This is a genomic window from Streptomyces sp. NPDC031132 (assembly GCF_055570595.1).
This window is the reverse complement of the sequence record NZ_JBVIGX010000018.1, coordinates 99,416-111,882: the sequence shown is the minus strand read 5'-3', so window position 1 is coordinate 111,882 and position 12,467 is coordinate 99,416. Positions and strand designations below refer to the sequence as shown.

14 protein-coding genes are annotated in these 12,467 nt (G+C 68.3%); 3 read left to right on the top strand and 11 right to left on the bottom strand.

Annotation, left to right across the window (positions count from 1 at the left end; all coding sequences use genetic code 11):
• Positions 1–37: 37 nt before the first annotated feature.
• The 11 genes from ACZ49B_RS25040 to ACZ49B_RS24990 all read right to left on the bottom strand — a co-directional run bounded on the left by ACZ49B_RS25040 (position 38) and on the right by ACZ49B_RS24990 (position 8,533).
• Positions 38–274, bottom strand: a complete 237-nt coding sequence (locus tag ACZ49B_RS25040) for a helix-turn-helix transcriptional regulator (RefSeq protein WP_468309816.1) — start codon at positions 272–274, stop codon at positions 38–40.
• A 557-nt stretch (positions 275–831) separates the two neighbouring features.
• A complete protein-coding gene (locus ACZ49B_RS25035) occupies positions 832–2,307 on the bottom strand; it encodes an ATP-binding protein (RefSeq protein WP_468309814.1) in 1,476 nt (491 codons plus the stop codon).
• Positions 2,308–2,309: 2 nt separating this feature from the next.
• Positions 2,310–3,194 (bottom strand): bifunctional DNA primase/polymerase, encoded by an 885-nt coding sequence (locus tag ACZ49B_RS25030; RefSeq protein ID WP_468309811.1) that lies wholly within the window; start codon positions 3,192–3,194, stop codon positions 2,310–2,312.
• A 295-nt stretch (positions 3,195–3,489) separates the two neighbouring features.
• Positions 3,490–5,598, bottom strand: coding sequence for an ATP-binding protein (locus ACZ49B_RS25025; RefSeq protein WP_468309808.1), 2,109 nt, complete (start codon positions 5,596–5,598; stop codon positions 3,490–3,492).
• 94 nt (positions 5,599–5,692) lie between these two features.
• Positions 5,693–5,926, bottom strand: a complete 234-nt coding sequence (locus ACZ49B_RS25020; RefSeq protein ID WP_468309805.1) for a DUF6257 family protein — start codon at positions 5,924–5,926, stop codon at positions 5,693–5,695.
• 80 nt (positions 5,927–6,006) lie between these two features.
• The gene (locus ACZ49B_RS25015; RefSeq protein WP_468309803.1) at positions 6,007–6,522 is read right to left on the bottom strand and encodes a hypothetical protein; all 516 of its coding nucleotides are present in this window, start codon (positions 6,520–6,522) and stop codon (positions 6,007–6,009) included.
• Positions 6,519–6,905 (bottom strand): DUF6251 family protein, encoded by a 387-nt coding sequence (locus tag ACZ49B_RS25010; RefSeq protein ID WP_468309800.1) that lies wholly within the window; start codon positions 6,903–6,905, stop codon positions 6,519–6,521. Before ACZ49B_RS25010 ends, ACZ49B_RS25015 begins: the two co-directional genes overlap by 4 nt.
• Positions 6,905–7,267: an RRQRL motif-containing zinc-binding protein gene (locus ACZ49B_RS25005; RefSeq protein ID WP_468309797.1), complete on the bottom strand. Its 363-nt coding sequence runs from the start codon at positions 7,265–7,267 to the stop codon at positions 6,905–6,907. Before ACZ49B_RS25005 ends, ACZ49B_RS25010 begins: the two co-directional genes overlap by 1 nt.
• Complete coding sequence (locus ACZ49B_RS25000; RefSeq protein WP_468309794.1) at positions 7,264–8,115, bottom strand: DUF2637 domain-containing protein; 852 nt, start codon at positions 8,113–8,115, stop codon at positions 7,264–7,266. Before ACZ49B_RS25000 ends, ACZ49B_RS25005 begins: the two co-directional genes overlap by 4 nt.
• Positions 8,112–8,267, bottom strand: coding sequence for a hypothetical protein (locus ACZ49B_RS24995; protein WP_468309791.1), 156 nt, complete (start codon positions 8,265–8,267; stop codon positions 8,112–8,114). Before ACZ49B_RS24995 ends, ACZ49B_RS25000 begins: the two co-directional genes overlap by 4 nt.
• Complete coding sequence (locus ACZ49B_RS24990; RefSeq protein ID WP_468309788.1) at positions 8,264–8,533, bottom strand: DUF6284 family protein; 270 nt, start codon at positions 8,531–8,533, stop codon at positions 8,264–8,266. Before ACZ49B_RS24990 ends, ACZ49B_RS24995 begins: the two co-directional genes overlap by 4 nt.
• Before the next feature lie 467 nt (positions 8,534–9,000).
• Between ACZ49B_RS24990 and ACZ49B_RS24985 the strand changes: the two genes are divergently transcribed.
• From ACZ49B_RS24985 to ettA, 3 genes are all read left to right on the top strand, one after another.
• Positions 9,001–9,867, top strand: a complete 867-nt coding sequence (locus ACZ49B_RS24985; RefSeq protein ID WP_468309786.1) for a GntR family transcriptional regulator — start codon at positions 9,001–9,003, stop codon at positions 9,865–9,867.
• On the top strand, positions 9,851–10,567 hold the full coding sequence (locus tag ACZ49B_RS24980) for an HAD family hydrolase (RefSeq protein ID WP_468309784.1): 717 nt from the start codon (positions 9,851–9,853) through the stop codon (positions 10,565–10,567). The genes ACZ49B_RS24985 and ACZ49B_RS24980 overlap by 17 nt, the downstream gene beginning before the upstream one ends.
• Positions 10,568–10,799: 232 nt before the next feature.
• The gene (gene ettA / locus ACZ49B_RS24975; RefSeq protein ID WP_468309782.1) at positions 10,800–12,464 is read left to right on the top strand and encodes an energy-dependent translational throttle protein EttA; all 1,665 of its coding nucleotides are present in this window, start codon (positions 10,800–10,802) and stop codon (positions 12,462–12,464) included.
• The last annotated feature ends 3 nt before the right edge of the window (positions 12,465–12,467 follow it).

The following is a 12,467-nucleotide window of genomic DNA, read 5'->3' as shown; positions in this document are numbered from 1 at the left end:
GCCCAGGTAGGCCCGCCCTCGGCGGTGATGTGGTTGGTCAGGCGGCTTGGCTGATGTCCTTGCGCTTCTGCTCGGCGATCCAGTCGTAGAGGTCGGCGGGGTCGTAGCGGGTGTGCTTGCCGACGCGGAATCCGGGCGGGCCGGTCCGCTTCTTGCGCCACTGGTAGAGGGTCTCCACCGGTACGTCGAGGAGTTCGGCGACGTCGTCGGGGGTGAGGTAGCGGTCGGGGAGTCCGCCGCGCAGGATGGCGCGGGGGTCGCTTTGGGCGGGCATTGCTCCTCCTGCGGAGGTGGCTGTGCAGGGCTGTTGAGCCGTTGCCGGAGAGGCGGTAGGGCTCTGTGTGTGTTCGAGGCTCGGATTTCTGCGTCACCACGTCGTCTGTGTCATTTGCCTGTCTGACCTGCGGTTTTCGATGACGCGTGGCGTGGTCGTGCGTCACCGGCCTGTGTCACCCGTGTCATCCGGTGACGCAGGCCGGTGACGTGGGTGACGCGTGATGACGCAGCCGTTGGCCGTCTGCGTCACCGGTGGAGCCGCAGGTCACGGGCCGTATGGAGTCCGGTGGTGACACGGGTGACGCAGCTTCTCTTTTCTTAGGAAAAGACGAGGGGCGTCTGTTGCAGTGCGGTGCGTCTTAGAACGTGAAGAGGGAGCCGCTGCGCGGCACGTCCGTGCAGCGGCGGCAAGCCGCCGGACAAGCAAGAGGAGCACGCCTCTGCGCGGCACGTCCGTGCAGCGGCGGCAAGCCGCCGGACAAGCAAGAGGAGCACGCCTCTGCGCGGCGGCGGGTGCTCCTCTTGCTTGAACGTGCGTTGTCGCGGCGACGCTGGTTAGAACATCCGATCCGCATGGTCTGCCGGCGCGGAGGCCGGGTGGGTCATCTCGATGTAGCGGGCGGTTTTGGTGCGGCCCCAGTCGACGAGGACGCCGCGGGCGGCGAGGGTCGGCTGAAGCCGCTTGAGACGGTCGGAGAAGACCTTGCCGGTGGTGGGCCACCCTTTGGGTAGGGCGCGGAAGTCGTCTCCGGTGTAGAGCTGGGTGAGGGCGTGGAGCCACTCGGTCGAGGTCATCCGGACTTCCTCGCCCCCCTCGAGGCCGGCGGCGTGCTTGAGGACGGTCTGTGCGAGGAGGTCACCCTCGATGACGTCGTCGTTGAGATCATCGAGGCTGGCCCGGTAGGCGTTCAACGCGCCGAGCCCGTTGGCTGCGTCGAGCTGTGCGCAGAGGTGGGCGAAGTCGGCCATGCGCAGATCGGTGGGGATGTCGGCCTCGGTGGCCCGCACCTTCACGGTGAGGTCCAGCAGTGAGCCGAGGATGACGGGCAGCACCTGCGCGTACTCCGCCCACAACTCCGCTTCCGTCCGGCGCACCCGGGGCCGTTCCAGGCGCAGGGGCAGGAGACGTTCGGCTAGGTCGGGGCGGATCACCCCCACGTCGATGCCGGTCAGCAGCAGCGGGCGGCGGTAGCGGGAGCGGACCACGTCGCCGTCAGTGAACAGAGCGCGCTTGATGCTCTCGGCGCCGGTGACGATGCAGCACATCAGGTCCGACAGGTCCGGGGGCAGGTGGGAAAGGTTGTCCAGGGCGGTGACCCATCCGGCCGCGACGGCCGTGATCAGGTTCTCCTCGTCCTTCGGCGCCCGGCGCAGGTCACCGCTCATGCCCTCGATGATCCGCACCAGCATCCGCCCGCCGGTCGACTTCCCGGCGCCCTGCGGGCCGGTGAGGAACGGCGCGGGGACCGGCACGGACGGCGCCAGGCAGCCAATCAGCCACGCGATAGCCAGACACTCGCTCTCGGCGTTGGCGAAGTTGCACAGCCGCAGCAGCAGGTCGATGCCCTTGCCATCGGTGTCCTTCTCGGGGAGGGGGAGTTCGCCGGTGAGCTGTGTGCGCCGCCAGCACACCTCCCGCGGGTCGGGGGTGAGGATGTCCCAGCCGGTGGGGTGGATACGGACGGACCGGCCGTCGTCGCGGCCCAGGTCGAGCCAGGTCGCGCCGTCGAATCCCGGGGCCACACGGATGTGGGTGGCCTGTACGTCCTGGCTGAGCGCGAGTGCTTCGATCAAGTCCAACGCCTCCTTGAGCGCGGTCCCGTTGAACACGCCGTGGCCGTCGTTGAAGAGGCCGACCATGAGTTCCTGTCGGTGGCTGCCGGTCGTGCCCTGGGAGCGGATCGGGCGGGCGACGGGGTGGCCGTTCTTCTGCGCGTACACGGTCCCTTCGGTGGTGCGGAAGTACCGAAAGTGGGCCTGCGCGTAGTCGGTGATGATCTCGCGGGCCGGAGTCTTCTCGTCCTCAGCCATGGCTACATCCCCAGCTTCATGCGGGCGTTGGACCAGGCGTCCTCGCAGTTCCGCGTCGACTCGCCCTTGGCTTGAGCCGCGATGAACAGCTGGCCGATGTGGGCCTCGGTGAGGCAGTCGCACCGGCCGTGGGCGGATAGCACCGCGAGGAAGATTCGGTACACGGTCTTGTGGATGCTGTCGGGTGCCTCGGTGATGCGCTGCTCCGCCATGGCGATGCCGCGTTCGAGGTAGGCGGGTGAACGGTGGGGACACTCTCCGCGCCCGGCTGACGCAGGCAGGGTGACAGTGCACGGTGCAGGCTGGACCGTGGTGGGCTCCTTCACGGCGAGCGCGCGCACGGCGTCGGGCAGGGCTTGGATCGTGCCGGAGCCGGGACCACGCCACCGCGCGTAGGCCATCGTGGACTTCAGGTCGACCCCTTCTCGGACGCCGTTGACCGAGCGCATGGTGCCCCTGTAGATCCAGTGCTCTCCTCGGGTGGTCGCCACGGTCTTGGTCGTGGGGAGGTTCTGGAGGGCCCATGCGACCGCTTCGGCGTTGTCGAGGTCTACGACGGTGAGTCCGGCGCCGCCAGGGTGGTAAGCAACGGCCCTAGCCTGCCTCCAAGCTCCCGCCCATGCGGAGGAGGTGAGAACGGCCGGATCGGTCGTGGCGGCGGCCCAGGCGTGGCAGGGGGCGGGGCACTGGCAGGGGCCGGCGGCGAGCATGTGCGGGCGGCCGCCGCACGCCGAGCCGGTACAGGCGGGGCAGTTCCCGAACGGCTGCTTGCCCTCCCGTAGCGGCATCACGGGCAGGCCCAGTTCGGCTAGCCAGAGCCCGGTTCGGAGGTGCGCGGGTAAGGCCGGGCGAGCGGGGTCTCGTGGGAAGTCGGTCGGGTGGGTCATGCTGGTCTCTCCAGTTCTTGAGTGTTCTGGACGAGAGCGGCCCCAGTCATTGGCGTGAGTGGGGGCCGCTCTCGGCATGTCCGACGGGTGAAGTGGAATCCCTGACGTAGGTGAGACAGGGAGGCTTGGGCACCCCCTGATGGGATGCGCGTGCAGGGGGTTTCGGGGGTCTGACCTGCGGCGCCTCCCTGCCTCCCTGGTGGATCATTCATGCAGGTCAGGCCCAGGGAGGCGGGCCAGGGAGACGGTCAGGGAGTTCTCCCTGCCTCCCTGACCATGCGGGGGTCGGGGCCCTCTACTCGGCGGCAGAAGCGGAACCGTTGTCGGGGCGGTTGGCGAGGGCGCGGGAGATGCGTTCGCGGCCGATGACCATGCGGCCGTCGGACTTGTACGGCTCGGCGCCGGTGCCGTCGAGGACGCGCTTGAGGTCGATGAACGACCACCGCCCGTACGCCTTGCCGTTGAGCGCGGCGAGCCGCTTGAGCACTTCCTGGGTGAGGACACGCGGCTCGGTGCCGAGGACGGTGAGGATGTCCTCGAGCGGGTCGCGCTCCTCCTGCGGCTCGGTGGCGTGGGCTGTGGTGACCCCGTCGCGCAGGGCCTTGGCCCGGTCGGCGATCAGGGCAGCAGCGTCGGTGTCGATGTAGTGCGTCCGCACCGTGATGGACGCCTGCCCGGCCGGGATGGTGATGCCGTCAGACGCGACGACCACGGTCCCCTTGTCGAGGCCCTGGCGGAGCAGGTGCGGAGCGGCGCCCCCGTCAACGGCCTTGTCTCCCAGGGCCATACGGGCCTGCGATTCGGTGCCGAGGGCGAGGGAGATGCGGGTGTGGGCGCCTTCGCGGACGAGCTTGGGCAGGTTCTGGTCGGTGGGGTCCTGGGTGCCCTCCCACAGCAGCACGTTGACGGCGCGGCCTTGGTTGTGGATCTTTCGTGCGGCCATGAAGTAGCGGGAGGTGGCCTTCGACCCGCCGTACGGGCGCTTGTCGTCGCCGACGGCCGGGCACATGAACGCCACCTGCGCTTCGTCCACGATGCCGACCAGCGGCGGGAAGACGGTTCCGGGCGGGGCCTGGATACGGCGTTCCATCTCCGCGACCAGCCCTTCGACCATTTCCGTCGCCTCGATGACGTGGTCGTCGGTCGGCCCCTGGATCAACGTGGTCGCCAGGCCGTCGAACATGGCCCAGTCACCCACGCCCTTGAGGTCGGCCACCCGAAACTCGACCGTCTTGTCGAGGGCCAGCCACAGGGCCAGCGCACGCAGGGCCGCGGTCTTGCCCTGGTTGGACAGTCCGGTGATCAGCAGCATGCGCTGATACAGACTGATGAGAGCGCCATCGCCCCGCAGATCCTGACCCCACGGGGCTTGCCCGGTCCGGTAGTTCGCGGTCATAGTCTCGTCGGTGACCAGCGGGGACGGGCCGATCGGCTCGTCGAGGGCGCCGGAATCGGCGATCCACAGCCGGACCGTGCGGGCGGCGGTCGGCAGGGTGATGAACACCTCGTGTTCGTGGCGGGCGAGGTTCTCGGCGAGCTTCCTGCGGCGGCCCTGCACCTCGGCGGTGGAGACGCCGGAAGGCAGGGTGACGTCGACTTCCACGCCGCATCCGGCGATGCGGATTGGGCCGAGCATCGCGGCGCCGGCGTCCCCCATCTCCTTGATGGCGTTGCGCAGGGGAGCAACGCCGAGGTCGCGCAGGGCGGTGACGACGATCGAGGGGGTGATCGGGGCTCCCGCGTCGTCCCGCTGCTGCGCGGGCAGGGCCCAGGCGGGGGCGGTCTGCCGCTGCCGACCGACCTGCCACAGGGCGAGTAAGGCCAGCCACGGGCCGGCCGTGACCAGCGGGCCCCAGACGACGGTGCCGATGTAGACGATCCAGCTGATCGCCTCGATCACCGCGCTGATCGGGGCGATCACGTCGGTGATGTCCTTGTTGGCTATGGCCAGCACGATCCCGAGCAACAGCAGACCGCCCACGGTGAGGCCGGTCCCGTACAGGGCGCTCTTGACCATGTCCTGCGGGGCCTTCAGGAGGTCCATACGCCGGTGATGGCGGGCGGCCCGGTAGCGAGAGAGTCGGTCCTCCCATTCCTTGGCCTCTTCGAACTGCCCGGCAGCCTCGGCAGCCCGGAGCATCCGCTCGTATCGGGAGGCGGTCCGGCCGTCCCAGGTTCGCTTGGCGACGATCCTCGTTCCACCTGCCACGTAAAGGCCGTGCCGGGCCACCAGCCGCGCTGCAGCCCGCGTGCGCTCGTCAGTCACGGCCGTACGCAGGGCGCGCCCGGTGCGCCGCCACACCCGCACGGGGCGTACGACGTCCGGCGCGGCCGGCACGGCGGCGGGATCGGTGTAGATGCCGGTCTGAGGGCCTTTGAAGAGGGGGACGACGTTGTCGGTCATGCTGAGCACTCCTGCTCTCGCTGACTAGCGGGTGGGTAGGGCCCGGGGCGGCCGCGCATTCTTTGGCGAGAGGGGCGGCCGCCCCGGGGCACAGCTACTTGCGGTTCTTGGCCTTCGCGGCGGCCTTGCGGGCGGCCTTCTCGGCCGCGGCGGCCTCGAGGGCCTGGCGCGCTTCGCGTTCGCGGGCGCCGTCGATGATCCGCTCGACCTTGCGTTCCAGGTCGCCCTGGTAGACGTTCTCGCCGGCGATGCCGCGCTTGGCCATCCGGCCGATGTACCAGCCGAGCTTGGCGGTCTCAGCAGCGGTGAACTTCGGGTCTTTCGCCATCACGGGTCTCCTTCCGGAGTCCGGGCTGTCCGGCTCCCCTCACCACCCGCCACGGGGCGGGTGGATCGGGCAGCTGTCAGCTAACGGATCTTCCGGGCGAGCCATTCGAGGCGCTTCGCCTCGCGTTCATCGGCGTCAACCTGGCGGTTCAGCCGCTGTGCCTCCCGCGAGGAGAGAGCCGTGATCCCGTAGTTGTTGCGCAGTGCGCGCATGCCGGTCTCCAGCGCCCTGGCCCGGGCGTACTGGACTGCGTGGACCAGCTCGTGCACGAGAGTGATGGCCGTCTCGCGGCGATGTGTCCCGCAGGCCGTGGCGTTGATGCCAATCAGGACCCCGTTCGGGCCGAGCGTCGTGCAGCCGAACACGGCGTCGTCGTAGCGGTAGAGGCGCTCCAGAGCGCCCCCTCCGAGCAAGCGCTCGTGAGCCTGCTGAACGGCCTCCTCCATGCCTTTGACGTCAGTGACCACGATCTCCAACCGGCCCAGACGCTCACGCATCTGCTCCTGGACCAGTGCGGCAGCCTTCTCAGCAGATGCTTCGACCTGCGCGAGAACCGGCGCGTGTCGGCGGGCCAGCTTGTATCCCTTGATCCTCATGAGCCCCTCACACGCGAACGCCGGGCCTTGCGCACGTTCTTCACGGCCGCCGCGCCCTGCGGGCTACCGACCGACTTCACGACCGTGTGGACACCCCAGCCGAGCATCAGGGCGAGGAACGCCAGGAACGCGATGTTCGCCGCGATCGCCGTCAGCACCCCGACGAGCAACGGGCCGAAGTACACCCCGGCCGCGACGGCCCCGGCACCGACGCCGGAGCCGAGCGCGATGCGCTGCACCGTCCGGTCCGGCGGCGCCTGGTGGATGTGCTGGTGGACGACCTGCGGCCCCTGGAATGCGGCGGGCAAGGTGCCCGGGTTGGCGTAGACGTGGCGGCCGTCCGGGAGTTGGACGACGTGCGGGAGGTCAGGCAGGTGCTCCATCAGGGGGTCCCTTCCGGGTAGGCGCACGGCACGCACATGCCGAGCGAGGCGGGGATCACGTATCCGGCATCGCCCCGGCAGACCGGACAGGTCCGGCGAGCCGCGTTGGCCTTCGCCAGGGCCGCACGCTTGGCGGGGGTCATCGGGCGGACGGGCTTGGCCCGGTCGACGCGGTACAAGAACGCGGCCAACGGGCCGCGCCGGTAGCGGGGCCGCAGGACCTGACCGGCAATGTCCTGACCCCCCGGCCTCAGGCCAAGGGCCCGTAACTGCCGGCGGGTCGCAAGTCCATCGGGGGCCAGGCGCCAGGGGAAGGTGGGTATCCCGAAGCGGGCGCCGGTCGGATCGATGCAGAGAGTCATGAGGCCACCGCCTCAGCGGCGGCGTTCGCAGCCCGCTCCGCCTTCAACGTCTCGCGCAACACCCGCGCCTTCGCCGGAGACGTACGCAGGGTCTTGCGGATCCTCTCGCCGGTGAGGTCCTCAACCGACCACGCCTCGGTGATGCTCCGAGCCTCGGCGAGGAGCTCGTCTGGGGTGCGGACCGGTCGGGCCGATCGAGCCGACTCCGGTACCCGACCGGTCGCCCGACGCTGCCGCGGAGCTTCAGCCGCAACAGCAACCGGCGCCGGGACCGCGATCGGCTCGACTGCCTCGAGCACCTCGACCGGCACGGACTCCAGCGCAGGGGGCGGGGTGGCCTCTTCGATCGAGGGTTCGCCCTGCTCAACCATCGACCGATTTGCAGCGGTCTGAGTCGATTCCTCCGGAGTCGACTCGATCAGGGGTCGGTGGTGCAGGACCTTGGCCACCAGATCGGAGCCGAAGTAGATCGAGCCGACCGGCAGCGACGTCGCCAGCAATACCAGCACCCAGTTCGTGAAGTCCCCGTCGGCCAGTCGGGTCCAGCCCATCGACTCGGAGTGCAACTCGGGCAGCAGCCCATGCACGTAGTTCAGGACCAGTGACGCGAGCGTGTATGTCGCCAGGACCCGAAGTGCGAACCTTCGGGCATCGCCGGTCAGGACGAGGGCGGCGACGAGGGCCAGGGCCATCAGGCCGTCGACCACGAACGGGTACAAGTTCGCTGCCGTGACGTCGGCGCCGATCGCCCGTGCCACATCCCGCAGCGCGTTCCACGACACACGGAACGCCATGCCGACCACGACCACCAGGGCGAGCACGAGGAGCGTCTTCGCTTTGCGGTTCACCGGTCGGCCTCTTTCTCGAGGTCGCCCGGCTCCCAGATCCACGACGGGCCCCACCAGTCGTCATCGCGCTCGTCCGGGAGGTCCACGGAAGAGGGCGGGGTCGGAGCGGCCGGTCGGAGCGCGGCTAACAGCTTGCGAAGGAGGTTCCTCACGCTCCCACCTCCGGGAGCGAAGAGGTCACGGCCTTGGCGGCCAAGTCCCGGCGCGCGGCGAGCAGGCGCCGACGGGCCCGGCGAATCCGCCGCTCGTCCAGCTCCGTGATCGGCCGGTCCAGCAAGGTGATCTGCACGTCGAGCAACTCGACCTCGGCGGAGATGATGGGCATCTCGACCTCGATCGCGTCCAGCTCCGCATCCGTCGGCTCCAGACCGTCGGACCACGGGGTAACACGGTTTTGAAGTGCAGCGATGAACTTCATGGGTCTTGCTCCTTCGGTAGAGGAACGGGCTCGAACAGCAGCCCCCGGCGTTCCCGCGCCGGGGGCTGCACCTGTGTGAAGCGGGGAAAACCCGGCTCCCCTCGACCCCGCCCGTACAGCGCCGAACGGCGTCGGACGGGCAGAGGAGGCAACCGGCCGCGGCGATGCTGCGGCATGGATGAGGTAGTGCGATGTCTCCTTCCGGCTGCGAGCCAAGGCGTATGGAGACGTGACCTTTCGGTCTAAGCCCTCCGGAATGACCAGGGTCCGGAATGCGCCCTCAGCCCGCTCTGTCCCGGGCCCCTTTGCCCGTGAGCGGCACCGATTCCCGGCGCAGCTCTCCCGTTCAGCCTGACTTACTTGGCTAGCCCGGTGGGCACGAGAACAACGTAGCCAGCTTGGCTAGTCACGTCAACATGTGGCTATCCAAGCTGCCCAAATAGTCAGGTTGGCCGTAGCATCGAGCCATGACGTTTGCGCTGGAAGCCCTGGACCCGGACGACGATCGACCGCCCTACGAGCAGGTCGCACGCAGTCTTGGTGCGGCGATCAGGACGAGGAAGCTCGCGCCAGGAGAGAAGCTCCCGTCGCACAAGATGCTGACCGAGCACTACGGATTCGCCCGTGCGACCATCCAGAGGGCGCTACGGGACCTCGAAGACGAAGGGCTTGTCGTCTCCCGCAAGGGCAGTGGTGTCTTCGTCCGGAACCGAACCGAGCGGCCGGCGGGACTACGCCCCTACGTTGAGCAGGCCTTCGCCAGTCGGAACGTGACGATCGACTTTGCGGGTTTCTCCAGCGAGACGCTGCATGGTGCGCTGCAAGAGCCGCTCGACAAGATCCGCATTGGACGGCTCACCCCGACAAGCATCCGTATTCGCATCCTTGTGCCGGACATGGCGGTGCCGCAGGCTGCTCCCGTGCGGCGCGAGGACTGCGCGGATGACCCCAGGCTCCGCGCCCGCATGCACGACATCATGGTCGGCTACACGCGGAGTATCTCGGATGCCATAAGCGAACTGAGCCACCTTGGGTTGGTGCAGGAGAGCAGTGTCAGCGTCCGTGTCCACAGCGGTACGCAATTCTTCAAGCTCTACGTGGTCAACAACGAGGACGCATTCTTCGGGTACTACCCGATCCGGCCGAACAAGGTGGTTGCTCAGGGCGAGGTCATCGAGATTTTTGACCTGGTCGGCAAGGACACGATCCTCTTCCACCACTCGATCAACGACGGCGACTCCTCAGGCGGTGCTCAGCAGGTTGAGCAGGCTCGCATGTGGTTCGACAGCATCTGGGACACGATCGGGAGGGACGCTGATGCAAGCACCCTCTGAGGCCCTGGTCGACGTGCTCAGCGTGTCCCGTGCGGTCCTCTTCGACTTCGACGGACCTGTCTGCGACGTGTTCCGCGGACTGCCTGCACCCCACGTCGCGGAGGAGCTGGCGGACCTCGTTGCCCTGCACGCCCCGCATCTCGGGGACCGAGCGCGTGCGACGGATGACCCGATGGAAGTGCACCGCATCTCCCAGGAGGGAGGGAAGGTGTTGCTTGGGGTGGTGGAGGACGCTCTCACCTCTGCGGAACTCCGTGCGGTCAAGGTGGCCGGCCCGCCTGTGGCGGGGGCCGTCCACGCGCTTCACGCGGCACGTGATGCGAAGTGGCGCCTCGCCGTAGTCAGCAACAACTCTGCCGACTGCGTGAAGGAATTTCTGGCGATCCATGGCCTCGCGGGTGTGGTGGACGAGGTGATCGGGAGGCCCAGGCTCCGGCCGGACCTCATGAAACCGGCGCCGTACCCGCTCCTCGCTGCCGCGCAGGCCCTGGGAGTCGAGCCCGGAGAAACGGTCCTCATCGGGGACGCGGTGACCGACGTCGAGGCGGCTAAGGCCGCCACAGCGCGGAGCATCGGATTCGCCAACAAGCCGATGAAGCGGTCGACCCTGGCTGGCGCCGGGGCCGACGTCGTCATCTTGGGCATGCAGGCTGTGGCGGATGCTCTGGTTTTGCTGGGGCCGTCGGATAGCGGGTCCTAGGGTCTGCCACCTGCAAGAACGGGCTCTAGATCGACCGTGGCCGGGCCGTCCCTGGGCCGTTGGAGGGGGCCCAAGGATGGCCAACAATGACCCATGACGACCGGGACGGTCAGGTGCCTCTGTGACTGGAGCCCAGTTCAGGGGCCCTGACCATACGGGTTTCCCCCAAGGGATGGACGACTGGCAAGATGGGGTGTATCTGCCCACCCATCGATCTGCCGGACGGTTTCTCTTGGCTGAGTTCATCTACACCATGCGCAAGACGCGCAAGGCGCACGGCGACAAGGTGATTCTTGATGACGTCTCCTTGAACTTCCTGCCCGGCGCGAAGATCGGTGTGGTCGGCCCGAACGGTGCCGGCAAGTCCACCGTTCTGAAGATCATGGCCGGCCTGGAGCAGCCGTCCAACGGTGACGCGTTCCTGTCGCCCGGCTTCACCGTCGGCATCCTCATGCAGGAGCCCAAGCTCGACGAGTCGAAGACGGTCCTGGAGAACGTCCAGGACGGCGCCGCCGACACCATGAAGAAGCTCAAGCGCTTCAACGAGGTCGCCGAGCTGATGGGCGTCGAGTACACCGACGCCCTCATGGACGAGATGGGCAAGCTCCAGGAGGACCTGGACCACGCCAACGCGTGGGACCTGGACGCCCAGCTGGAGCAGGCCATGGACGCCCTGGGCTGCCCGCCCGGCGACTGGGCGGTCACCACCCTCTCCGGTGGCGAGAAGCGCCGCGTGGCGCTCTGCAAGCTGCTGATCGAGGCCCCGGACCTGCTCCTCCTCGACGAGCCCACCAACCACCTCGACGCCGAGTCGGTGAACTGGCTGGAGCAGCACCTGTCGAAGTACGCGGGTGCCGTCGTCGCCGTCACCCACGACCGCTACTTCCTCAACAACGTCGCCGAGTGGATCCTCGAGCTCGACCGCGGCCGCGCGCACCCCTACGAGGGCAACTACTCCACCTACCTGGAGAAGAAGGCCGCCCGCCTCAAGGTCGAGGGCCGCAAGGACGAGAAGCGCCAGAAGCGCCTCAAGGAAGAGCTGGAGTGGGTCCGCTCCAACGCCAAGGGCCGCCAGACCAAGTCCAAGGCCCGTCTCGCCCGCTACGAGGAGATGGCTGCCGAGGCGGACAAGATGCGGAAGCTGGACTTCGAGGAGATCCAGATCCCGCCGGGCCCGCGCCTGGGCTCGATCGTGGTCGAGGTCAACAACCTCTCCAAGGCGTTCGGCGACAAGGTCCTCATCGACGACCTGTCGTTCACGCTGCCGCGCAACGGCATCGTCGGCATCATCGGCCCGAACGGCGCCGGCAAGACCACGCTCTTCAAGATGATCCAGGGCCTGGAGGCGCCGGACGCCGGCTCCGTCAAGGTCGGCGACACCGTCAAGATCAGCTACGTCGACCAGTCCCGCGCCAACATCGACCCCAAGAAGACCCTCTGGGCCGTCGTGTCGGACGAGCTGGACTACATCAACGTCGGCCAGGTCGAGATGCCGTCCCGCGCGTACGTCAGCGCCTTCGGCTTCAAGGGCCCGGACCAGCAGAAGCCGGCCGGCGTCCTGTCCGGTGGTGAGCGCAACCGCCTCAACCTGGCGCTGACGCTCAAGGAGGGCGGCAACCTGCTGCTCCTCGACGAGCCCACCAACGACCTCGACGTCGAGACCCTGTCCTCGCTCGAGAACGCGCTGCTGGAGTTCCCCGGTGCGGCCGTGGTCATCTCCCACGACCGCTGGTTCCTCGACCGCGTCGCCACGCACATCCTGGCGTACGAGGGCGAGTCCAAGTGGTACTGGTTCGAGGGCAACTTCGAGTCGTACGAGAAGAACAAGATCGAGCGTCTCGGCCCGGACGCGGCCCGTCCGCACCGTGCCACCTACAAGAAGCTCACGCGAGGCTGAGGC